At 59.7% G+C, this 22,880-nt stretch carries 15 protein-coding genes, 1 tRNA gene and 4 pseudogenes; 3 read left to right on the top strand and 17 right to left on the bottom strand.

Annotated features, from left to right (window positions below; genetic code table 11):
- Positions 1 to 201: 201 nt before the first annotated feature.
- Positions 202 to 816 carry a TetR/AcrR family transcriptional regulator gene (locus BFP89_RS20485; RefSeq protein ID WP_065887195.1) on the bottom strand — a complete coding sequence of 205 codons (615 nt, stop codon included), beginning with the start codon at positions 814 to 816 and terminating at the stop codon, positions 202 to 204.
- A gap of 62 nt (positions 817 to 878) precedes the next feature.
- Positions 879 to 1,918 (bottom strand): annotated as a pseudogene (locus tag BFP89_RS20480) (LacI family DNA-binding transcriptional regulator).
- Between the two features lie 207 nt (positions 1,919 to 2,125).
- On the opposite strand from BFP89_RS20480, the gene BFP89_RS20475 reads away from it, so the two are divergent.
- Both BFP89_RS20475 and BFP89_RS20470 read left to right on the top strand, forming a co-directional pair.
- A complete protein-coding gene (locus BFP89_RS20475; protein WP_065887193.1) occupies positions 2,126 to 4,318 on the top strand; it encodes a TonB-dependent receptor in 2,193 nt (730 codons plus the stop codon).
- A 1-nt stretch (position 4,319) separates the two neighbouring features.
- Entirely contained in the window at positions 4,320 to 5,660 is a 1,341-nt protein-coding gene (locus tag BFP89_RS20470) for an LLM class flavin-dependent oxidoreductase (RefSeq protein WP_065887192.1), read from the top strand.
- 119 nt (positions 5,661 to 5,779) lie between these two features.
- Here the strand turns inward: BFP89_RS20470 and BFP89_RS20465 are convergent, their stop codons facing one another.
- From BFP89_RS20465 to BFP89_RS20450, 5 genes and pseudogenes are all read right to left on the bottom strand, one after another.
- Entirely contained in the window at positions 5,780 to 8,185 is a 2,406-nt protein-coding gene (locus tag BFP89_RS20465; RefSeq protein ID WP_065887190.1) for a TonB-dependent receptor, read from the bottom strand.
- A gap of 76 nt (positions 8,186 to 8,261) precedes the next feature.
- Entirely contained in the window at positions 8,262 to 10,031 is a 1,770-nt protein-coding gene (locus tag BFP89_RS20460) for a putative bifunctional diguanylate cyclase/phosphodiesterase (protein ID WP_065887188.1), read from the bottom strand.
- A gap of 85 nt (positions 10,032 to 10,116) precedes the next feature.
- A pseudogene (locus tag BFP89_RS29775) lies at positions 10,117 to 10,551 on the bottom strand (methyl-accepting chemotaxis protein); the annotation flags it as partial.
- A 105-nt stretch (positions 10,552 to 10,656) separates the two neighbouring features.
- Positions 10,657 to 11,331, bottom strand: a pseudogene (locus BFP89_RS29770) (PAS domain-containing protein); the annotation flags it as partial.
- Positions 11,332 to 11,577: 246 nt separating this feature from the next.
- Positions 11,578 to 13,218 carry a methyl-accepting chemotaxis protein gene (locus BFP89_RS20450; RefSeq protein ID WP_065887185.1) on the bottom strand — a complete coding sequence of 547 codons (1,641 nt, stop codon included), beginning with the start codon at positions 13,216 to 13,218 and terminating at the stop codon, positions 11,578 to 11,580.
- Between the two features lie 283 nt (positions 13,219 to 13,501).
- On the opposite strand from BFP89_RS20450, the gene BFP89_RS20445 reads away from it, so the two are divergent.
- A complete protein-coding gene (locus tag BFP89_RS20445; protein ID WP_065887184.1) occupies positions 13,502 to 14,980 on the top strand; it encodes a trypsin-like serine peptidase in 1,479 nt (492 codons plus the stop codon).
- Positions 14,981 to 15,140: 160 nt separating this feature from the next.
- On the opposite strand, the pseudogene BFP89_RS29765 reads toward BFP89_RS20445, so the two are convergent.
- The 10 genes and pseudogenes from BFP89_RS29765 to thrS all read right to left on the bottom strand — a co-directional run.
- A pseudogene (locus tag BFP89_RS29765) lies at positions 15,141 to 15,260 on the bottom strand (oxidoreductase); the annotation flags it as partial.
- Positions 15,261 to 15,360: 100 nt separating this feature from the next.
- A tRNA-Pro gene (locus tag BFP89_RS20440) sits at positions 15,361 to 15,437 on the bottom strand.
- Between the two features lie 90 nt (positions 15,438 to 15,527).
- Positions 15,528 to 15,884 carry a MerR family transcriptional regulator gene (locus tag BFP89_RS20435; RefSeq protein WP_003174972.1) on the bottom strand — a complete coding sequence of 119 codons (357 nt, stop codon included), beginning with the start codon at positions 15,882 to 15,884 and terminating at the stop codon, positions 15,528 to 15,530.
- Positions 15,865 to 16,167, bottom strand: coding sequence for an integration host factor subunit alpha (gene ihfA, locus BFP89_RS20430; RefSeq protein WP_002553164.1), 303 nt, complete (start codon positions 16,165 to 16,167; stop codon positions 15,865 to 15,867). Before ihfA ends, BFP89_RS20435 begins: the two co-directional genes overlap by 20 nt.
- Before the next feature lie 3 nt (positions 16,168 to 16,170).
- Positions 16,171 to 18,549 (bottom strand): phenylalanine--tRNA ligase subunit beta, encoded by a 2,379-nt coding sequence (gene pheT / locus BFP89_RS20425; protein ID WP_065887182.1) that lies wholly within the window; start codon positions 18,547 to 18,549, stop codon positions 16,171 to 16,173.
- A gap of 26 nt (positions 18,550 to 18,575) precedes the next feature.
- Positions 18,576 to 19,592 (bottom strand): phenylalanine--tRNA ligase subunit alpha, encoded by a 1,017-nt coding sequence (gene pheS / locus BFP89_RS20420; protein WP_003192486.1) that lies wholly within the window; start codon positions 19,590 to 19,592, stop codon positions 18,576 to 18,578.
- 109 nt (positions 19,593 to 19,701) lie between these two features.
- Complete coding sequence (gene rplT / locus BFP89_RS20415) at positions 19,702 to 20,058, bottom strand: 50S ribosomal protein L20 (RefSeq protein ID WP_003192488.1); 357 nt, start codon at positions 20,056 to 20,058, stop codon at positions 19,702 to 19,704.
- A gap of 29 nt (positions 20,059 to 20,087) precedes the next feature.
- Entirely contained in the window at positions 20,088 to 20,282 is a 195-nt protein-coding gene (gene rpmI, locus BFP89_RS20410) for a 50S ribosomal protein L35 (RefSeq protein ID WP_002553160.1), read from the bottom strand.
- A gap of 59 nt (positions 20,283 to 20,341) precedes the next feature.
- Positions 20,342 to 20,893: a translation initiation factor IF-3 gene (gene infC, locus BFP89_RS20405; protein ID WP_170827566.1), complete on the bottom strand. Its 552-nt coding sequence runs from the start codon at positions 20,891 to 20,893 to the stop codon at positions 20,342 to 20,344.
- On the bottom strand, positions 20,893 to 22,815 hold the full coding sequence (gene thrS / locus BFP89_RS20400; RefSeq protein ID WP_065887180.1) for a threonine--tRNA ligase: 1,923 nt from the start codon (positions 22,813 to 22,815) through the stop codon (positions 20,893 to 20,895). The genes infC and thrS overlap by 1 nt, the downstream gene beginning before the upstream one ends.
- Between the last annotated feature and the right edge of the window lie 65 nt (positions 22,816 to 22,880).

Raw genomic sequence — 22,880 nt, 5'->3', positions numbered from 1 at the left:
CCGAGTGGTGGGGCAAGAGCGTTTTGCTTACTTTTGCGCTTTTCAAAAGTGAGCCGCTGTAAAAGCGGAACCATTAGCAGCCGTGACCGCAGAACCGGATATGTACTCGGTCCAATCCAGCATCCTGGTCGGCCCAGAGGCCGCCATCGGAGGCAAGTCGAATCGTCGCACCGCCCCTCCCACATGTTGACTGCGCTCGACTCAGGCCCTAATGGCCGCTTCGACCCGCGCAATGTAGGCATCGAACCGCGCCACCAGGTCCACCTGCTCCGGAAAGCGCAGCCACTGGATCTGCAGGCCATCCATCATGGCCAGGATCTCTTCCACCAGCCCGGCAATGTCCACGTCACTGCGCACCTCCCCCGCCGCCACCAGGTCGGCAAACTGCCCCTGCAGTCGTCGCTGGATCCCCGCATAGCGCTCCTGAAACCAGCCCCACGCCGGTTGCGTATCAAGCAGACTTTCCGCATTCAAAATGGTAAATGCGCGCACCACACCAGGCGCGGTGGCATTCGAGCGGTTGATCGCACGCAGGCTGCCAAGCAACCCGCTCAACGACTTCTCGGCGCGTACTTCATCGGCAATCCGTTGGTTGACTTCGTCGCGGCGTTGCAGCACGCCCATCAACAACGAGATCTTACTGGGAAAGTGATGCAGCAGGCCCGCCACGGAAATACCGACAATCGCCGCCACCTGGGCCACGGAGGCGCCGCTGTAGCCCTCCAGGGAGAACACCTGCAAGGCCGCGTCCAGCAGCTCTTCGCGGCGTTTTTCACCCTTGGGTGCGCGGCGGGTTTTAGGGGCAGGTTCAGTCATGGGAACGTCCTTGTGGGCAGGCTTGCACCCTATCCAAATTGCCCCTGGGCCGCAAATAAAGCTCAGGCGCTTTCGCGTTCGATCAGGCGGCAGTCCAACAGGTTCAAGCGCTGTACCTCATCCACCACCGGCAGTACGCCAAGGCTTTCCAGTATCCGCGTGGCCGCCAGCACACCGATGTCCAACGCCGGCGGCTTGATGGTGCTCAGGCTCGGCAACAGCATTTCGGCAAACGGGTAATCGCCGAAACCGAGTACCGCGCAGTCCCGGGGGATGTTCAACCCGGCACGCTGCCCTGCCAGCAAGCCGCCGGCGGCCAGGTTGTCATTGGCGAAGAAGATCGCGTCGGGCGGTGTGGCATGGCTCATCAGGCTTTCCATCGCCTGCTGCCCGCCTCAAAGGGCGCGCGGTCGGCGTCGGGGGCGAAGACCCAGGGCTGCACGCCCAGTTCGGTCAGGGTCGCGGCGAACCCCTCGCCCCGCTCGCGGGCGCTCAGGTCCCCCGCGGCGCTGTTGTGCACGAAAGCAATGCGTCGGTAGCCCTTGGCGTGCAGGTACCGCGCGGCCGTCACGCCGACTTCATAGTGGGAAAAACCGATCTGCAACGGCTTGCGCTCGGGCATGTAGTCCCAGGTTTCCACCACGGGGATGTCGGCATCGGCGATCATCTTTTCGGTGCCCGCACTGTGAAAACGGCTGGTCAGCACCAACGCCGCCGGCGACCAGCCGAGAAAGGCACGCACCGCACTTTCTTCCTGCTCGGCGCTGAAATAACTGGACGCCAGCAACAGCTGGTAGCCATGCCGGCTGAGGGTATCGCTGAAACCCTGGAGGGTATTGGCGAAGATCGGCCCCGAGATATTCGGGATCACCATCGCCACGATGCGGCCCCGTGCGGAGGCCAGGCCACCGGCCACCAGATTCGGCACATAGCCCAGTGCGGCGACAGCCTCGGCAATACGTTCGCGGCGTTCGGGCGAGACCTGCTCCGGCTGATTGAAATACCGCGACACGGTGATCGCCGACACCCCGGCGTGGCGCGCGACGGTGCTCAGGGTGACGCGGCCGGCGCCACGGCGTTTGCGCGGTTTTGCTTCAGTCACGGAGGGCATCCAGTAAAAAACCAAAAAGAATATAAAACTAATTTTTTAGTATTTGACGCTCTAAACGCGAGCCTTCAATAATGCCGATGTTAGCGCTAACAACGCGCATTGTCTGCTACTCGCTCGAGCGAATGCCCAAGACATCCACACAGGCGCTGGCGGTCGCAGAACCGCAGCGGACCAGGGCACTTTTCGAGCGGGCATCGCATGCACACTTTTCCACGGCACACCCATTTACTGCTTCTGGCTGGCCTGAGCGCCCTTCCCGTCCCCGGCGCTTTTGCAGGCGACGAACCGGAACTCACGCTCAAAGCCGTTACCGTCACCGCGACCCGGCGCGAAGCGTCGCTGCAGAAAGTCCCGGTGGCGGTCTCGGTGCTCGACGGCGAACAACTGGAACGCGACAACCGCAATGGCGTGGCGAGCATTGCGCAGCAAGTGCCGTCGCTGAATTTCCGCACCGGCGCTTCGAACAAGGACACCTCGTTGTTCGTGCGCGGCGTGGGCACCATTTCCACCTCCCCCGGCGTCGAACCGACGGTGGCCACGGTCATCGACGGCGTGGTGTACGCCCGCCCCGGCCAGGCCACCCTCGACCTGCTGGACCTGGAGCGCATCGAAGTGTTGCGCGGCCCGCAAGGCACATTGTTCGGCAAAAATGCCTCGGCCGGGGTGCTGAATATCACCAGCAAGGCGCCGACTGAGCAGACCCATGGCTTTATCGATCAGTCGTTCTACAGCGGCAACGAAAGCCGCACCCGCTTCGGTATCGGCGGCAGCCTGGTGCCGGAGGTGCTCAAGGGTTCGATCAGTACCTTGTTCGGCAGCTACGACGGCAACGTCGATAACCGCCACAACGGCCAGGAGGTCAACGGTTACAACCACAAGGGCATTCGCGGCAAACTGGAATTCACGCCCGATGACGACGTGAAGCTGACCCTGATCGGCGACTACATGCAGTCCCACGATGACGCACCCAATGGCGTGGTCAACCAGTCCCTGAGCCCGGCGTTCGGCAACGCGTTGAGCCCGGTGCGCGCATCGAGTGACAACCGCGACACCAACACCGATACCCGCAGCCATGTGCAAGACACCAACAAGGGCCTGTCGGCCCAACTGGACTGGAACCTGGGCGACTACACCCTGACGTCGATCACCGCCTGGCGCGGCTGGGACAACACCCAGTATCAGGACGGCGACCGCCTCGGCACGGTCAGCGCCGCCTTCCCCGGCACCGCCGACAAGGGCGACCTGGCGTTCGACCAATACTCCCAGGAACTGCGCCTGGCCTCCCCCAAGGGCGAGTTCCTCGAGTACGTCGGTGGCCTGTTCTACATGCATGGCAAGGACGAGGAAACCTACCGGCGCACCCTCACCACGACTACGCGCGTCGACCGTGGCATCGCCGACTACAGCACCACCAGCGACAGCTACGCGGCGTTCGGCGAGACCACCCTCAACTTCACCTCGCGCTTTCGCGGTATCGCCGGATTGCGCTATACCCATGACGACTTGAAGTACGACCACCGTCGTGTGTCCACCTCGGCCAGCACCGTCAGCGGCATTCAACCGGCCACCGCAAGTTCGGGCTCGGTGGACGAGGACGGGTGGTCCGGCCGCCTCGGTGTGCAGTACGACCTGAGCGACAGCGTCACCAGCTACCTGACTTACTCGCGTGGCTACAAAGGCCCGGCGTACAACGTGTTCTTCAACATGCAGCCGCGTGACACCGAGGCGTTAAAACCGGAAACCTCCAACACCTGGGAAGCCGGGATCAAGGCCAGCGCGTGGAACAACCGCCTGACCACCAACCTGGCGGTGTTCCACAGCGACTACGACAATTACCAGGCCAACTTTTTCGACACGGTCGCAGGCCAGGTGGTGACGCGCCTTATCAACGCCGGCAGCGTCAGCACCGAAGGGGTCGAGCTCGATTACGCGCTGCAGGCCACCCAGCAACTCAAGCTCTCCGGCGCCCTGGCCTATACCCGCGCGCGCATCGACCAATTCGCCTGCCCGCCGGGGGCAGCGGCCACCTGCAACGTGAATGGCAAACCCCTGCCGTACAGTCCGGACTGGAAAAGCTACGTGCGCGCCGATTACAGCATCCCCCTGGATAACGGCCTGGATATCGAACTGGGCACCGACTACAGCTGGCAGAGCGAAGTGCAGTACGACATCAGCCAGAACCTGGACACCAAGCAAGGCGCGTATGGCATCTGGAATGCCAGCGTGGCCCTGGCCGACTACACCCACGGCTGGCGCGTGGCGCTGCTGGCGAAGAACCTGGCCGACAAGTCCTACTCCCCCCTGCTGGCCAGCGGCGGCAACTACATCTACCGCGCCGTGCCCCGTGACGATGAACGTTACGTCGGCGTGCAACTGCGCAAGGATTTCTAGCATGAGCCGTCAACTCAAACTCGGCGCGTTCCTGATGGCCACCGGGCACCATGTGGCCGCGTGGCGCCACCCGGATGTGCCGGCCAATGCCGGGCTGGATTTCGCCCACTACAAGCACCTGGCACAGGTAGCGGAAGCGGCGAAGTTCGACGCCCTGTTCGTGGCCGACAGCATTGCCGCCGCCACCGGTGAGGTCGCCAGCCGGATGGCGCGTTCGGATCATTTCGAACCGCTCACCCTGCTCTCGGCGCTTAGCGCCGTGACCGAGCATATCGGCCTGATCGCCACCGCCACCACCAGCTACAACGAGCCCTACCACGTGGCGCGCAAATTCGCCTCGCTGGATCACCTGTCCGGCGGCCGCGCAGGCTGGAACCTGGTGACCTCGGACAACGCCGCCGAAGCCCTGAACTTCGGCCGCGATGAGCATCTGGGCCATGCCGAACGCTACCGCCGCGCGCGCGAGTTTCATCAGGTGGTGACGGGGCTATGGGACAGCTGGGACGACGACGCCTTCGTGCGCGACAAGGCCAGCGGGCGCTATTACGACCCGCTCAAATGCCATGTACTGGACCATGTGGGCGAGCATTTCCGGGTCAAAGGCCCGCTGAACGTGGCGCGCTCCCCCCAGGGCCAGCCGGTGATCGTGCAGGCCGGCTCTTCGGAAACCGGCCGTGAACTGGCGGCGCAGACCGCCGAGGTGGTGTTTACCGCGCAGACCTCATTGGCCAATGCCCAGGCCTTTTACCGCGACCTCAAGGGACGTATGGGCCGCTATGGGCGCGAGACGGACTCGCTGAAAATCATGCCGGGCGTGTTGGTGGTGGTCGGGCAGACCGAGGCCGAGGCCCGGGCGAAATTCGACACGTTTCAGGAACTGGTCGAGCCCCAGGTGGGCGTGGCATTGCTGGGACGCATGCTGGGTAATTTCGACCTGTCCGGCTACCCGCTGGATGGACCGCTGCCGACGCTGCCCTTGACCGACAGCGGGCAACGCAGCCGCCAGCAACTGTTGAGCGAGCTGGCCCATCGTGAACAGCTGACACTGGCGCAACTGGGGCGGCGGATTGCCGGCGGACGCGGTCACTACAGCCTGATCGGCACGCCGGAGCAGATTGCCGATGAGCTGCAGCACTGGTTCGAAAACGGCGCGGCGGATGGTTTCAATATCCTGGTGCCGCACCTGCCAGGCGGGCTGGAGGATGTGGCCCGCTGGGTGGTGCCCGAACTGCAACGGCGCGGCGTGTTTCGTCGCGAATACAGCGGCACTACACTGCGGGAAAACCTTGGTTTGGCGCGGCCCGAAAGCCGTTTCGGCACAACTCGATCCCAGACGCGATGAGATCCGAATGTGGGAGGGGGCTTGCTCCCGATGGCGGTGTATCAGTCGATACATTCAGTGACTGACACACCCTCATCGGGAGCAAGCCCCCTCCCACATTTGGATCTGTTTACATCCCCTCAGAAATCGACAGTGGCCGATAACAGGTAGGTACGCGGTGTCGACAGGGTCAATCCCGGCTCGCTGTCATCCGAGGCACCGGCCGAACTCCAGTAGCGCTTGTCGGCGACGTTCTCCACATTGGCGCGCAGGGTGATGTGCTTGTCATCGACCTTGAACGCGTAACGCGCGCCCACGTCGATGCGGTTCCAGGCGTCGATCTGCTTGACGTTGGACTGGTCCAGGTACTGTGAGCTGGAGTAAATGCCGCGACTGGTCAGGGTCAGGCCTTCCAGCGTCGGCACGTCCCACTCGGCGCCCAGGTTGACGTTGTATTTGGGCGTGGCGGGCGCACGATTGCCGTCGAACGTACCGTTGGTGGTGTGGGTCAATTCGCTGTCGATGACCATCACCCCGCCGAGCAGGCGGAACCCCTTCAGCGGTTCGCCGAACACACTCAATTCCACCCCATTGTTCTGACGCTTGCCGTTGGGGCCGAACACCCGCGAGGTGGCGTTGGTCTCATACGCCGGTTGCCTGATCCGGAACACCGCGGCGGTCAAGGCAAAGGCACCGGCGTCGTACTTGGCGCCCGCTTCGATCTGGCGGCTGATGAAGGGCGGGAAGATTTCGTCCTCGTTGATCGAGGTGGACGGTGCGACCTTGCCCTGGCTCAGACCTTCCATATAGTTGGCGTACAACGACAGCTTGTCGGTGGCCTTGAACAGCACGCCGCCCGAGGGCGAGATTTTTTCTTCATCGTAGGCGGTGGCGCCTTTGACGTTGTCGGTCCAGTCGTCCACCTGCACCCGCTGCCAGCGCGCGCCAAGGGTCAACAGCAAGCGGTCGTCGAAAAAGCCCAGGGTGTCGGACAAGGCCACGCCGCTGAAGGTGTTTTCGGTATAGACCTTGGAATCAAAGCGCGTCGGCCGCGAGGGCACCCGGGTCTGGACCGGGTTGTAGAGGTTGCTCGGCGCCGCCGCATACCGCGCGCCGCCGTTTTCAAAGTCCATGTAGAAGTAGCTGGCCGCCAGGTTGATTTCATGACTGACCGGCCCGGTGTGGAACCAGCTGCGCACGCCGGCAGTGGCGGTGCGCACGTTCTCATCGCGGGTAAAATCACGCGGCAGCACGCTGAAATCCCCGGCGTTATTGGTGACCGACACCGCGTGGCGCAGGAAGTCATGGTTGCTCTTGCGTGCGCCTACCCCGCCGTACAGCATCACACTGTCGCTGAGGTCGAACTCGCCGTTGACCGTGCCAAAGGTGTCGTTGGTGCTGGCCTTGCTCCAGGACTGCGCGTAGTTGCGTCGCACGTCATTGGCGCTCGGGACCCTGGCATTGGCGCCGACCTGCACACGCTCCTGGGGCGCGTCGGTGTCACGTTCGGTACGGCCGATATCGGTGGAAAGGCGCAGGCGCTCGCCGCGAAAGTCCAGGCCGAGCACCGCCATCTCACGATCGACCGACTGATGGTCCCACTCTGTGTCCCCGGCCTGCTTCACCCCGTTGAAACGGATGCCGAATTTGTTGTCCTCGCCAAACCGACGCCCGATATCCACCGCGCCACCGGCCTGGCTGTCGGAAGCCCAACTGCCGGTGAACGAATTGATGTCCTTGTCGGTAGCCCGCTTGGGCACCACGTTGATCCCGCCGCCGACACTGCCGCGTGGGGAGATGCCATTGATCAACTGCGTCGGGCCCTTGAGGATATCGACGCGGTCGGCCATTTCCATGTCGATGGTGTAAGTCGGCAACACACCGTACAGGCCGTTGTAGGCCACATCGCTGTTGAACAGGCTGAACCCACGGATGGTGAACTGCTCATAACGCCCACCGGCCGGGTTGGTGGCGCGCACCGAAGGGTCGCTGGCGATCAGATCGCCGAGGGTGCGCGCCTGCTGGTTCTTCACCGCATCGGCGGTGTAGGTGGTCATGCTGAACGGCGTTTCCATGAAGTCCCGCGCGCCCAGCAGCCCTTGCGAACCACGACGCGCCACCTGACCACCGGCATAGGTGTCGCCGTCGGCCAGCCCCGTGGTGCCCACGATCGACGTCGGCGCCAATTGCAGGCTCGCGCCCTCCGGCACCGCCACCAGCACATACGCCTGCTCCCCCATCGGTTGCAATTGCAGGCCGGAGCCTTGCAGCAACCGCGCGAAGCCTTCCTCCACGGCATAATCGCCGGACAGGCCACTGCTGCTGCGACCGCTGACCAACGCCGGATCGACCGACAGGTTGACCCCCGCCAGCCCGGCGAAACGCGTCAGCGCCGCGCTCAAACTGCCGGCGGGTACCTGGTAGCTGCGACGAGCGGCGGTGTCTTCGGCGTAACTGAACGGGATGAACAGCGGGCTGGTGCTCAGGCTTAGCATCAGGCTCAGTTTCAGTAAGGGACGCAAGGACAGGGCGGGGACTGCGGGCATGGGAAGGCTCTCGATTTTATTCACTGCCTGGAATGACAGGCGAGGTGAAAAAAAGGGACAGCCTGCAGTTGAATAATTATTCCTGGGCGCGATGAGATAACCACCCAGGTATCGCCGTCGCCTCCATCGGCCTTGCGATCAAATATCCCTGAACCTCATGACAGCCCCACCCGCTGACAAGCTCATACGTTTGAAGGGTCTCAACGCCCTCAGCCACCACGCGGTACCCCAACGAATTGGCAAGTTTGATAATTGTGCGTACCAGACGCTGACTCCTGGACTGCTGAACCAGGTTTTCAATCAGTGAACGATCCAACTTAACGACACTGGCGGGCAGCCGTTGCAGGTGGGACCAGTTACTGTAGCCGGTTCCGAAGTCATCAATGGCAATCTCGATACCCAACGCACGCAGCTCTTTGAGATGGTGCAGCACGCTGTCGAAATCACCTATGCGGGCGCTTTCAGTCAACTCCACTTCCAGTAACCGAGGATCGAAATCAGCCTGTCGAACCCTATGGACCAGCGCGCTTATGAATATTGAAGACTCAATATCCTGCACCGTGACATTGATCGACACCTTGAAATTCAAGCCCTCACGCTGCCACTGAGCCGCCTGGTCGATCGTGTTGCGCAAGACCCACAGACTGATCTGCCCCATCAACGCTGTTTTTTCAGCCAGCGGGATGAACTCGGAAGGTCCGATTGCCCCCAGAAGCGGGTGCTCCCAGCGCAGTAGCGCCTCGACCGACGTGCATGTTCCGCTGCCTATATCAATGCGAGGCTGGTAGACCATTCGAAATTGTTCATCACTGGCTATAGCCGTTGCCAGCGAGCTCAGGATAATAAAAGTGCGCTGCTGCGCGGCGTCCAGTTTATCTTCGTAGTAACCCCAGCCAACCATTCGATCCCGGGCATCATCGGCGGCGCTGATCGCCAGGCGCAAACACTCATGCGGCGACTTGCCTGCCCCCTCAAGTTTCAACAAGCCCACGCCGACGGTCATCTGCAAAGGAATGTCGTGGCACAGTACCGGCGTGATGTAGTCATTGATAATGGCTTTGCTGACAGCTTCTGCAATGGGGTACGGCAAAATAAGGCCGAACCGTGTAGGGCTGATTTTGTAAAGCCGCGATTCGGATGGGACAATCCCTAACAGGCGCTCCTTGATAGCCAGCATCAATTCCAGGGAAAACTCATAGCCCAACGTCTTGACTATCTCGTTCAAAAAGTCGGGAGAGATCACATCAATCACGACGATACTGCAGACTTCTGCGCGATTCTGAGCATTGCCGATGTCGCTCTCAAGCCGAGCGCGGTTGTACAGGCCTGTGGCAGGGTCAACGTAGTTTTCCGATCTGAGCGCAATGATTCGACTCATCACCAGTCCAGCCAAATGCCTGAGCATTGAGGCATCTTGCTCGCTCATCATTGGCCTAGTGACGGTGTCGATCACGCACAGAGCGCCAAGCCCCAAACCGTCGTCAGTGGTCAGGGGCGCGCCCGCGTAATAGCGGATGCCTGGAAGCCCGGTGACCAGGGGATTGTCCTGGAAACGCAGATCGAGCGTCGCGTCCAGCACCTCGAGAAGCTCGTGCGAGTACAAGGTATAAGCACAGAAGGATTCGCTGCGGGGCGTTTCATTGATGCTCACGCCGACCTTGGCGCGGAACCACTGTTTGTGTTCATCCACAATTGAAATGAGCACGATGGGTGCCCGGAAGTATTCAGCACAGAGCGCAACGATTTGATCAAACGTACCATCGCGCTGATCGTCGAGCAGACATAGCTCTCGAATTCGCAGAAGACGACGTTGCTCAAGGGTTGACAGATCTTCAGCGTGTTCCATCAGACTCTCAACGAAGGTAATGAGATAGAGGACGATTGTTCGACGTCGAATGCATACGCAGTGCGACCGACGATTCCTGCGCGACCTAAGCCACTTGAGTCGCGAACCTGCCCACCGCCTCGACGACTCTCTTGGCGCCATCCTGAATTTCAACAATGACCTGGCCTGCCTGCGTGGCAAGTTCAAGGCCTTGCTCCGCCTGGGACTTACTGTTTGCCATCTCGGCCACGGTTTGTTCCACCAGCTTCTGGTTCTGCAACACAACCGATGCGATTTCTTCAGTCGCGGTACTGGTGCGGCCGGCCAGTTGTCGAACTTCATCGGCTACCACAGCGAAGCCTCGCCCCTGCTCACCTGCGCGAGCAGCTTCAATCGCCGCATTCAATGCCAGCAAGTTGGTTTGCTGCGCAATGCTGCTGATCGTCTGAATGATCGAGCTGATCAACAACGACTGCTTGCCGAGCGCCTCTACCCCGCCGGAGGCAGCCTGCATATCACCCGCAACTTTACGCATGGTGTGCATCGTATCGTTGACTACGACGGCTCCGCGCTGAGCAGTTACATCGGTCTGTTGGGAGATCTCAAATGCCGTTTGGGCTGCTTCACTGACGTCCTGTTCACGGGCAACCTGGTCGGTGATAACCGTCGCAAACTTGACGACCTTGCAGAGCGTTCCTTCGGTGTCATAAACCGGGTTATACGTCGCTTCCAGCCATACCGTCCTACCGCTGCTGTCAACACGCTCAAATCGCCCGGCGACAAACTCACCCTTATTCAAGGTAGACCAGAACTCTTTGTATTTCTGCGACGACGCTTCATCCGGCCTGCAGAAAATACGGTGGTGACTGCCCTTTGCCTGGCTCAGGTTGTAGCCCATCGCTTTCAGGAACTGCTCATTGGCCATGAGTACATGCCCGGAAAGATCGAATTCGATCACGGCCGTCGAACGAAGTAATGCATCGATGAAGGATGTGTTTTCCGACGCTTGTTCCACGCGCGAAGTGATGTTCGTGGCATGGCAGGTCACGTGGCTCAACTTGCCATTTTCATCCTTTACAGGTTGCCAATGTGCATGAAGCCACACCAGGGAACCATCGGCGTGCAGGTATCGGTATTCATCAGAGATGGACTTGCCCGCCGCTACCGCTGCTCGAAAGTTATGAAAGCATGGGAGCTTGGATACGTATTGCGGAACAACATCAGCCATGGCGCGACCCAGGAGCCGATCCTGGTCGTAGCCCAAGGCGCCTGCGAAATGTTCGTTGCAGGCGATAATTTTGAATGCCGGGTCGATACTCATCGTCAGCATTTCGCGGTTCAGGCCATCGCGCAGTTGGCGCAGCTCCAACAGCTCTGCCGTCTGAGCGTGAAGCTGGTTCTTGAGTTTGGTATTGAACATGGAAAACCGCCTATAGGGTCATAACAAGTCTATCGGCACCGCCTGCATGATATTGAGGCGGTTCGACGCAGATAAATGATGGGACGTTAAAGTACCGACCTGCGCCCCCGACGTGTCAGAGACGCCGTCCTGCGCCAACCTGGCGCCCTAAGCGGCCGTGAAGAAAGCCACTTTCGCCGTAAGGCGATCCGCCAGCTGCGAGAGTTCCATGCTAGCGGTTGCAACCTGATGCGAACCGGTGGCTGATTGCACGGTGGAGCCGTGAATACGGTTGATGTTTTGAGCGACATCATCAGCCACGCCACTCTGCTGTACGGAAGCGCTGGCAATCTGGGCATTCATATGACTGATGGCGCCAACCTGCTCGCTGATCCTGGCCAGCGCACTCTGCGCGCTGCGGGTTTGTGTGACGGTTTGGCTTGCCAGCTCGCAACTGTTGCGCATGGTTTGCGAGGCGGCTTCCGTCCCCAATTGCAGCGTGCTGATCATCTCCCGAATTTCCTCGGTGGACTGCTGGGTACGGTTGGCCAGCGAGCGCACTTCATCAGCGACCACCGCAAATCCGCGCCCGTGCTCTCCTGCCCTCGCCGCTTCAATAGCAGCGTTCAGCGCCAGCAGGTTGGTTTGAGAGGCGATGGAGTTGATGACATCGATCACTGACCCGATATTTTCACTGTATTTGGATACCTGATTTACGGTACCCGTGGTTTGATCCAGCATTATTGCCAGTTGCTCAATGGCAACGGCAGTGCTGGCAACCAACCGATTACCGTTTTCCACTTCGATGTCGGCCAGGCGGGAAGCATCAGCCGCCTGCGCGGCATAGCCGGATACTTCGCTGACCGTCGCGGCCATTTGCGTGATGGCTGTAGCCACCTGCTCGGCTTCATGGGTTTGCAGGTTGATCTGGTCATTGTTGGTTGACGAGGTGGCCGACAATTGGATGGAGGAATGATTGACCTCCTGGGCTGCCCCGCGCACTTGTTGAATAGTCTGCGCCAAGTGCACAAGCGCGTCCTTGAGCACCCCCATCACGCTCTTGGGGTAATCAGTGGAAATCGTCTGGTTCAGATCACCCGCCGCCAGACGCTCAATGGCCAATGCCACCTCAGTGGGCTCGGCGCCCAATGTCGATTTAACGAAGCGAATAATCACCGCCGATAACGTGACGCTTAGCAGCAGGGCAATGCCGGTAGCGATCAGCATCAGGGTACTGAACTGGCTGGCCGTTTCCTGCACCGCGCCGAGCTTGGCCTTGATGGATGCCTCTTCATAGTCAATCAGCGCATTCACGCGCTTTAACCACTCGCTGTAATCCAAAGACGTTTGACGCATCAGCAGCGCCTGGGCTGCGGGAATGTCCCCCGCTCGGCGCAGTGAAATGACCGCCTGGGTGGATGCGAGGGTTTGTTGTTCAATCTCCTTGATTGCGGTCAACAGTCGAAGCTCTTCGCCCGTCACGCTTGCGCGTGTGAACAACTGATCCATCGGCGCCGCCGAGTCGGCGTAGGCTTGCTCCAGGGCTTTGATCTGCGACAAGTATGTGTCCAGATCAGGGTCGCTGGTCACCAGCACCGCATCCCGGATAGCAATGGCGCGGTTATGCACGCTGCCACGGAAGTTGATGGCGTAGCGCTGCACCTTTGCCGCGTTTTCACCGACGTCGCCCAACGTGGCATCGATGAAGGCAACGCGCTGAATGCCGATGGCTGTGATCATCGTCAGAAGCGCCAGGATGGCTGCGAAACTCAGCCCTATGCGTGTGGCCAACGAAAGCGTTTTCTTCATGGCTTACTCTGGAATATGCCCGTCATGGGACTGGATTGATGCGGATGACGCGAGGGGCGCGGTGAGCCAATCACGCTGGGTGGGTTGAAGATACGTTGATGGCGGATGAGCAATCCATTGAGTATTACGCACTGCATTGATAGCTCAGTGCTATCACGCGAAACCTAAGTAAAACGGCGACTGAGGACCCCGCCATGGGCTCACGCAATAGCCCTGTATGTCACCGGCCTTGGCCTGATTGGGTAGTTTCAGCCAATCAATGACTTCCTTGCCGAGGCCCCTTATGGCACCGACTCACATCGCTTGCGCCTTTCTGTATGTCCTATTGCTGAGCACTGTCTGGCCTGGCCATGCCAGAGACCTCGCCGAGGGCCTTACCGAACAGTCACCTTCGGTGGCACTTGAAAATAAAAACCAACGGTACCCGCAATGGACCGGCATCGGCTCACTGAAAAACGCCTTGGGCCAGACCTGCAATGCTGTTCTGCTGGACACGCGCAATCGCCGGGGTAAGGCCGTCGGCCCGGCGTATGTGCTGACCAGCGGGCATTGTGTGTTCTACAGCTACGGTACAGCGCGCATCCGCCAGGCATTCAACGCCGATGTGACCTTCAATTACTTTCATGACACCCCCGAACGGCATGCCACCTACGCCGTCAAGACAGCTCATTGGAGCAGCATGGCGGGCACTGACCTGGCCGTACTCGAACTGGATACGTCACTGGCCGTGCTGGTGGCCAGCGCGATCATGCCACTCAAGCTGGCTTCTCATCGTCAGGCATCGGATCGAGAAGTGATCAACGTGGGCGCGCCAACCGGATTTCTGAAAAAGGGCCTGCGCATGAGTGTCTGCGTGGAGTCGACCCTCAACAGTTTTGCCGAACACCCCGGCGTGTTTCCCAGCGCCTTGCACAACCGCTGCAACGGTCTACGCCCGGGCAGCTCCGGCAGCCCGATGCTGGACCGCAACACCAATGAAATCACCAGCATCATCAGCAAGGTCGCGTCTGCCATTCAAAAGGACATTCTCAACAGTTGCCAGAACAACTCGGCGTGCGAAGCGGCCAAATTCAACTACAGCTATCCCGCCAACGACGTGTACTACTGCTTTGTAGACGGTGTTTTCCGTAACGACACCCCAACCTGCCAGCTCAAGGCCGTTGACATCACGCTGGACGAACCGTGGAATCTGAAACCGTATGTGCACTTGCAACGTGACGCCGCCGACCAAATTACCCGTCCGACCTGGAACCTGAGGTTCTCGATCCAGGAGCCGTTCTACCGATTCAAGGCCGTGAATGACATCAGCGATTGCGCACACACGCACGGCTACCAAGTCGCTGCCGGCTCTGACGAGGCCTACATCGACCAGCCCATCGGCCCAGTGCTGGGGCCGCATGTGCTATGCATACTCGGCGTGCAAAAGGCCGAGCAGCCGCTGACCGAAGCACTGCTGCGCAATGTGTTCACCCATTCGGTATTCCTGACCAACCCGGCACCGGCCCCGCAGCTCAAGCACCGCTATCACATCGCCTGGGAAAACCAGCACAACGGTTTCAACCGGCATTACTACTACAGCGTGAACCCGGCGATCAGCACCCTCTGCGGCGATATTGACGACGATCGCTACACCCTGGCCATCGATGGCATTTTTCTCGATATAGCCGAGCTGCCCGTCACGCTATGCAGCTATGCACGTAACAGCGCCGGGCAACCGTCGGCCATTCGTACAGACGTGATCAAAAGTGCGACGGATGGTTGAAGCCTTTGACCCGTCTTGCCCCCGTAAAGGCTTGCGCGACGACACTGAGTGACCGCCCGGGTGTAGCGAATCAGATTTGTGCCAGACCGCCGTCGACGGCAACCTCACTGGCGGTCATAAAGCTGCTGTCCTGCGACGCGAGAAACGCGGCTGCCGCGCCGGCCTTCACCGCCGCGTAGAGTCGATCGAGGTCGGCCACGGCGGCGTCGAGCGCGTCCTGGCGGCGGCCGAAGATGAAGACCCCCTCCTCGATAAAGCGTTTTGCTGCGGCAAGGCCGATACCGGTAGCGCCGCCGGTAGATAGTTTTGCGCAGGTTTACGCAGGCACAAAAAAGCCGATCTAGCTGATCGGCTTAGTGTCTGATTTTAATCAGGAATAATGGTCGGGACGGAGTGATTCGAACACTCGACCCCTAGCACCCCATGCTAGTGCGCTACCGGACTGCGCTACGCCCCGACTAGGCGTGTTACTGGGTTTGCTTCTTAACGAAGCGAATCGGAATATACCGCAAGCTTTTGAAATGTGGAAGTATTTTAAAAGCCTGAATCACTTTTTCAACACCACCAGCACATCTTCGAGTTCGGAGATCATCTGGCGGATCAGTTGCTTGTATTGGGTGGTGTCGTCTTTGGCTTCATCACCGGACATGCGCTGGCGCGCGCCGCTGATGGTGAACCCCTGGTCGTACAGCAACGCGCGGATCTGTCGGATCATCAGCACGTCCTGGCGCTGATAATACCGACGGTTCCCGGTGCGTTTGACGGGGTTGAGTTGAGGAAACTCCTGCTCCCAATAGCGCAGCACGTGCGGTTTTACCGCACACAGCTCGCTGACTTCACCGATGGTGAAGTAGCGTTTGCCCGGGATGACGGGTAGTTCGTCGTTATGACTTGGTTCCAGCATAAGCCTCAACTCGGGCCTTCAACTTCTGCCCTGGACGAAAGGTGACCACACGGCGAGCCGTGATCGGGATTTCTTCTCCCGTTTTTGGATTGCGGCCAGGCCGCTGGCGTTTGTCCCGCAGGTCAAAATTGCCGAAACCGGACAATTTGACCTGTTCGTTGTCTTCCAGAGCGTGGCGGATCTCTTCAAAAAACAGCTCGACCAATTCCTTGGCCTCGCGCTTGTTCAGACCCAACTCTTCGTACAGACGTTCCGCCATCTCAGCTTTCGTCAAAGCCCCCATACGTCACTTCCTTAACGTGGCGTTCAACCTTTGTTCGAGCGAGGTGAGGATATTTTGTGTCGTGGTATTCACCTCATCGTCATTAAGAGTGCGCGATGGATGCTGCCAGGTCAAGCCAACTGCAAGGCTTTTTCTATGCGGATCAATGCCTTTACCCTGATAGACGTCAAATAGCCTGAGGTCCGTCAGCCATTCCCCTGCATTTTCTCGAATTACTTCCAGAACGGCAGTGGCGGCGACTTCACGATCGGCGATCAGGGCCAGGTCACGACGCACTTCAGGGAAGCGCGACAACTCGCTGAATTTCGGCATCTTGCCCGACGCAACTTCAGCCAGGACCAGTTCAAAAACGAAGACTGGACGGTCCAGACCCAGGGTTTTCGACAGTTCCGGGTGAACGGCGCCGACAAAGCCGACCAAGCGACCCTCGCGCTCGATGCGCGCGGTCTGGCCTGGGTGCAGCGCCGGGTGTTTGCCAGGCAGGAACGTGAACGCGTCCAGCGCACCGGCAAAGCCGAGCACCGCTTCCACGTCAGCCTTGACGTCGAAAAAGTCCACGGCATCGCGGCCCTGGGCCCAGCCTTCCGGCAGGCGGCTGCCGCACACCACACCGGCCAGCATTGGCTCTTGCTTCAAACCATCGAGCTGACCGACGAAACGCAGGCCGCTTTCGAACATGCGTACGCGATCCTGCTGACGGTTCAGGTTGTGAGACAGCGCCTTGACCAAGCCTGGCCATAGCGACGAACGCATGGCCGCCATGTCATTGGAGATCGGATTGGCCAGCAACAGCGGCTCAACGCCCGGGTTGAACAGCTCGAATTGCTTTGGATCGATGAAGCTGTAGGTCACCGCTTCCTGATAACCACGAGCCACCAGCAGACGACGCAACTCAGGCAGGTGCGCACGCGCCTCGGCCTTCGGTTGTGGCGCAAGGCGCGCTTGCGGGTAGCGCACCGGCAGACGGTTGTAGCCGTACAGGCGAGCCAGTTCTTCGATCAGGTCGACTTCCAGACTGATATCGAAGCGATGGCTTGGTACTTCAACGTACCACTGCCCTTCCCCACCCGCAGAGATGGCGAGGCCAAGGGCCGACAGCAGTTGCTCGATCTCGGCAGGCTCAATCACCAGGCCGAGCATTTGCTCGACGCTTTTGGCACGCAGGGTGATGGGCGCAATGGACGGCAGGTACTGCTCGTTGACCCTCTCGGTGATCGGACCGGCTTCGCCACCGGTGATGTCCAGCAGCAGGCCAGTGGCGCGCTCCATGGCTTCACGGGCCAGCTGCCAGTCCACGCCACGCTCATAGCGGTGCGATGCATCGGTGTGCAGGCCGTACGAACGGGCCTTGCCGGCGATGGCGATCTGGTCGAAGAACGCGCTTTCAAGGAATACGTCACGCGTGGTCGCGGAGACGCCGCTGTGCTCGCCACCCATCACGCCGGCAATCGCCAAGGCGCGAGAGTGGTCGGCAATGACCAGGGTGTCGGCGCGCAGGCTGACTTCCTGGCCGTCGAGCAGTACCAGCTTCTCGCCTTCCTCTGCCATACGCACGCGGATGCCGCCTTGGATTTCGGCAAGGTCAAACGCGTGCAGCGGCTGGCCCAGCTCCAACATCACATAGTTGGTGATGTCGACGGCCGCGTCGATGCTGCGCACATCAGCGCGGCGCAGGCGTTCAACCATCCACAGCGGGGTTGGCCTGGACAGGTCGACGTTACGGATCACGCGACCCAGGTAACGTGGGCAGGCGTTTGGCGCCGACACTTCAATCGAGCGCACTTCGTCGTGCACGGCTGGCACACTGGCAACCACTGGACGGGTGACGGGCACGTTGTACAGCGCACCCACTTCACGGGCCAGGCCGGCCAGGGACAGGCAGTCGCCACGGTTCGGGGTCAGGTCGACCTCGATGCTGGCGTCTTCCAGTTCCAGGTAAACACGAATGTCCTGGCCCACCGGCGCATCGGCCGGCAGTTCCATCAAGCCGTCGTTGCCCTCGCCCACCTGCAGCTCAGCCTGGGAGCACAGCATGCCGTTGGACTCGACGCCGCGCAGCTTGGCCTTCTTGATCTTGAAGTCGCCCGGCAGTTCGGCACCGATCATGGCGAACGGGATCTTCAGGCCCGGGCGCACGTTGGGCGCTCCGCACACGACCTGGAAGGTCTCTGCGCCGTTGCTGACCTGGCACACACGCAATTTGTCGGCATCCGGGTGCTGCTCGGTGCTCAGCACCTCGCCTACCACCACGCCACTGAATACACCGGCGGCCGGGGTGACGCTATCGACCTCAAGACCGGCCATCGACAGACGCGCAACCAGCGCATCGCGATCCACCTGCGGGCTTACCCAGCCGCGCAGCCATTGTTCACTGAATTTCATCCTGCTCTCCTAAAGATTCGTTACGACTAGCGAAATTGCGCGAGGAACCGCAAGTCGTTGTCGAAGAACAGACGCAAGTCGTTCACGCCGTAACGCAGCATGGCCAGACGCTCAACGCCCATGCCGAAGGCAAAGCCCGAAAACTCTTCCGGGTCGATCCCGGACATGCGCAGCACGTTAGGGTGGACCATGCCGCAACCCATCACTTCCAGCCAGCCGGTCTGCTTGCAGACGCGGCAGCCTTTGCCGCTGCACATCACGCATTCCATATCGACTTCAGCGGATGGTTCGGTGAACGGGAAGAAGGATGGACGGAAACGCACCGCCAGCTCTTTCTCGAAGAACACCCGCAGGAATTCTTCGATGGTGCCTTTGAGGTCGGCGAAATTGATATCGCGATCCACCAGCAGGCCTTCGACCTGGTGGAACATCGGCGAATGGGTGATATCGGAGTCGCTACGGTACACACGGCCCGGGCAGACGATGCGGATCGGCGGCTTGTTCGCTTCCATGGTGCGGACCTGTACCGGCGAGGTATGGGTGCGCAACAACATGTTTGCGTTGAAATAGAAGGTGTCGTGCATCGACCGGGCCGGGTGATGGCCTGGGATGTTGAGCGCCTCGAAGTTGTGGTAGTCGTCTTCAACCTCGGGGCCTTCGGCAATGCCGTAGCCGATATGGGTAAAGAACTGCTCGATACGTTCCAGAGTCCGGGTGATCGGATGCAGACCGCCCGAGGCCTGGCCACGGCCAGGCAAGGTCACGTCAATGGACTCGGCGGCGAGCTTGGCCGCAAGATCGGCCTCCTCGAGCGACGCCTTGCGCGCATTGAGAACCTCGGTGACGCGCTCCTTGGCAACGTTGATCAGCGCGCCGACCTGCGGACGCTCCTCAGCCGGCAAATTCCCCAGGGTCTTCATCACCTGAGTCAATTCACCCTTTTTACCAAGGTAGTGAACCCGGATTTGCTCCAGGGCATTTACATCTTCAGCGCTTTGCACAGCCTCAAGGGCTTGGGCGACGAGCGCGTCCAGGTTTTCCATGTACAGACTCCAGATACAAAATAGGGGAAGAGCTTGAAGGCTCTTCCCCTATTTATGACGTTTACCACCCTGGGCTACAGGAGTAACCCAGGGTGACTGTCGGGGGTACTTAAGCCAAGGAGGCTTTAGCTTTCTCGACAATCGCAGCAAACACCGCTTTTTCGTTCACGGCCAGTTCAGCCAGAACCTTACGGTCGATTTCGATGGACGCTTTCTTCAGGCCAGCGATGAAACGGCTGTAGGACAGACCGTTAACACGTGCACCAGCGTTGATACGAGCGATCCACAGAGCGCGGAACTGACGTTTTTTCTGACGACGGTCACGGTAGGCGTATTGGCCTGCCTTGATTACCGCTTGCTTGGCAACACGGAATACGCGTGAACGCGCGCCGTAGTAGCCTTTGGCAAGTTTCAGAATTTTTTTGTGACGCTTACGGGCCATGACGCCACGCTTAACACGAGCCATGAGTTACTTCCTCTATTCTTGAACCAAAATTAACGAAGGCGCAGCATGCGCTCGACTTTTGCCACGTCAGACGGATGCAGCAAGCTGCTACCGCGCAGTTGACGCTTACGCTTGGTCGACATTTTGGTCAGGATGTGGCTCTTGAAAGCGTGCTTGTGCTTGATGCCGTTAGCAGTTTTCAAAAACCGCTTAGCAGCACCACTTTTAGTTTTCATCTTTGGCATGTTCGGTACTCCGCATTCAGTTGATAAACATAATCAGAAGGCCTGCCGTGCCCTGTTGATTACTTCTTCTTTTTCGGGGCGATGACCATGATCAGCTGGCGTCCTTCCATCTTAGGATGCTGTTCGACCGAACCGTACTCGAGCAGGTCAGCTTCAACCCGCTTGAGGAGTTCCATCCCCAGCTCCTGGTGGGCCATCTCACGGCCGCGGAATCGCAAGGATACCTTGGCCCTGTCCCCATCACTCAGGAAACGTACCAGGTTGCGCAGTTTTACCTGGTAATCCCCTTCCTCCGTCCCTGGACGAAACTTGATTTCTTTAACCTGGATCTGCTTCTGGTTTTTCTTGGCTGCGGCAACCTGCTTCTTCTTCTCGAAGATCGATTTGCCGTAGTCCATCAGCTTGCAGACAGGTGGTACAGCATCGGCGGAAATTTCCACCAAATCGAGCTTGGCTTCTTCAGCCTTAAGAAGCGCGTCTTCAATTGACACAATCCCAAGCTGCTCACCTTCAGCCCCAATTAACCGAACCTCGCGTGCCGAGATATTCTCGTTGATCGGGGCTTTCGGTGCAGCTCGTTTATCTTGTCTCATTTCACGCTTAATAGTAATTACTCCGAATCTGGGCGACCACGCCGGGAAACCGCTTGCGCGAGGAACTCAGCGAACTGGGCGACGGGCATCGAGCCCAGGTCAGCACCTTCACGAGTACGCACAGCGACAGTCTGCATCTCGACTTCCCGATCTCCGATAACCAAAAGATAGGGAACCTTGAGCAAAGTATGCTCACGGATTTTAAAGCCGATCTTTTCATTTCTCAAGTCGGACTTGGCACGAAATCCGCTTTCGTTGAGTGTTTTTTCAACTTCTGCGGCAAAATCTGCCTGTTTATCAGTGATATTCATGATCACTGCCTGGGTCGGCGCCAGCCACGCCGGGAACGCGCCCTCGTAGTGCTCGATCAGGATGCCGACGAACCGTTCGAACGAGCCAAGGATCGCCCGGTGCAGCATAACCGGGTGTTTACGGCTGTTGTCTTCGGAGACGTATTCGGCTCCCAGACGGATCGGCAGGTTAAAATCGAGCTGCAGGGTACCACACTGCCAGACACGGCCAAGGCAATCTTTCAGCGAGAACTCGATCTTGGGACCGTAGAACGCACCCTCGCCCGGCTGCAGGTCGTACGCAAGGCCCGCGCTGTCGAGTGCTGCGGCCAGTGCAGCTTCGGCGCGATCCCAGAGTTCGTCGGAGCCGACGCGTTTTTCCGGACGAGTGGACAGCTTCATCTCGACTTCGGTGAAGCCGAAATCGCGGTAAACGTCCATGGTCAGCTTGATGAACGCGGCCGATTCAGCCTGCATCTGCTCTTCGGTGCAGAAGATATGGGCGTCGTCCTGGGTAAAGCCGCGCACACGCATGATGCCGTGCAGCGCACCCGATGGCTCGTTGCGGTGGCAGGCACCGAACTCGGCCAGGCGCATCGGCAACTCGCGGTAGCTCTTCAGGCCTTGATTGAACACCTGCACGTGGCAAGGGCAGTTCATCGGCTTGATGGCGTAGTCGCGGTTTTCCGACTGGGTGGTGAACATGTTGTCGGCGTAGTTGGCCCAGTGCCCGGATTTCTCCCACAGGCTGCGATCGACGACCTGCGGGGTCTTGATCTCGAGGTAGCCGTTTTCGCGCTGAACCTTGCGCATGTACTGCTCGAGCACCTGGTACAGGGTCCAGCCGTTCGGATGCCAGAACACCATGCCCGGCGCTTCTTCCTGGAGATGGAACAGGTTCAGGCGCTTGCCGATCTTGCGGTGGTCGCGTTTCTCGGCTTCCTCGATGCGCTGGATGTAGGCGGCCAGCTGCTTCTTGTCGGCCCAGGCGGTGCCGTAGATGCGTTGCAGCTGCTCGTTCTTCGCGTCGCCGCGCCAGTACGCGCCGGACAACTTGGTCAGCTTGAACGACTTGAGAAAGCGCGTGTTCGGCACGTGCGGGCCACGGCACATGTCCACGTATTCTTCGTGGTAGTACAGACCCATGGCCTGCTCGTCCGGCATGTCTTCCACCAGGCGCAGCTTGTAGTCTTCGCCACGGGCGGTAAACACGTCGATCACTTCAGCGCGCGGGGTGACCTTCTTGATGACGTCGTAATCTTTTTCGATCAGCGCGTGCATGCGCTGCTCGATGGCCGCCAGGTCGTCCGGAGTGAAAGGACGCTCGTAGGCGATGTCGTAATAGAAGCCTTCTTCGATTACCGGGCCGATCACCATCCTGGCGGTTGGGTACAGCTGCTTGACCGCATGGCCGATCAGGTGCGCGCAAGAGTGGCGAATAATCTCGAGCCCCTCTTGATCCTTGGGCGTGATGATCTGCAGGCTGGCGTCGGAGGTGATCAGGTCACTGGCATCGACCAGCTTGCCGTCGACCTTGCCGGCCACGGTGGCCTTGGCGAGGCCGGCACCAATGGATGCGGCGACCTCGGCTACGGAAACCGGATGATCGAATGAACGTTGACTGCCGTCGGGTAGAGTAATAGTTGGCATGGCGCCTCCTCTCCTAGTGGTGACCCCTACCAAAGGTCACGTGGGTTGGGATGAGCCAGTACAAG

Origin of the sequence: Pseudomonas sp. 31 R 17 (assembly GCF_900004915.1) — a bacterium.
Classification (GTDB): Bacteria; Pseudomonadota; Gammaproteobacteria; order Pseudomonadales; family Pseudomonadaceae; genus Aquipseudomonas; species Aquipseudomonas orientalis_A.
The sequence above is the reverse complement of the archived record's forward strand: the minus strand, read 5'-3'. Positions and strand labels throughout refer to the sequence as shown.

Bases quoted from the DNA above. Each gene is read 5' to 3' on its own strand.
- BFP89_RS20485 (WP_065887195.1), bottom strand. From the start codon at position 816: ATGACTGAACCTGCCCCTAAAACCCGCCGCGCACCCAAGGGTGAAAAA.
- BFP89_RS20475 (WP_065887193.1), top strand. From the start codon at position 2,126: ATGCACACTTTTCCACGGCACACCCATTTACTGCTTCTGGCTGGCCTG.
- BFP89_RS20470 (WP_065887192.1), top strand. From the start codon at position 4,320: ATGAGCCGTCAACTCAAACTCGGCGCGTTCCTGATGGCCACCGGGCAC.
- BFP89_RS20465 (WP_065887190.1), bottom strand. From the start codon at position 8,185: ATGCCCGCAGTCCCCGCCCTGTCCTTGCGTCCCTTACTGAAACTGAGC.
- BFP89_RS20460 (WP_065887188.1), bottom strand. From the start codon at position 10,031: ATGGAACACGCTGAAGATCTGTCAACCCTTGAGCAACGTCGTCTTCTG.
- BFP89_RS20450 (WP_065887185.1), bottom strand. From the start codon at position 13,218: ATGAAGAAAACGCTTTCGTTGGCCACACGCATAGGGCTGAGTTTCGCA.
- BFP89_RS20445 (WP_065887184.1), top strand. From the start codon at position 13,502: ATGGCACCGACTCACATCGCTTGCGCCTTTCTGTATGTCCTATTGCTG.
- BFP89_RS20435 (WP_003174972.1), bottom strand. From the start codon at position 15,884: ATGCTGGAACCAAGTCATAACGACGAACTACCCGTCATCCCGGGCAAA.
- ihfA (WP_002553164.1), bottom strand. From the start codon at position 16,167: ATGGGGGCTTTGACGAAAGCTGAGATGGCGGAACGTCTGTACGAAGAG.
- pheT (WP_065887182.1), bottom strand. From the start codon at position 18,549: ATGAAATTCAGTGAACAATGGCTGCGCGGCTGGGTAAGCCCGCAGGTG.
- pheS (WP_003192486.1), bottom strand. From the start codon at position 19,592: ATGGAAAACCTGGACGCGCTCGTCGCCCAAGCCCTTGAGGCTGTGCAA.
- rplT (WP_003192488.1), bottom strand. From the start codon at position 20,058: ATGGCTCGTGTTAAGCGTGGCGTCATGGCCCGTAAGCGTCACAAAAAA.
- rpmI (WP_002553160.1), bottom strand. From the start codon at position 20,282: ATGCCAAAGATGAAAACTAAAAGTGGTGCTGCTAAGCGGTTTTTGAAA.
- thrS (WP_065887180.1), bottom strand. From the start codon at position 22,815: ATGCCAACTATTACTCTACCCGACGGCAGTCAACGTTCATTCGATCAT.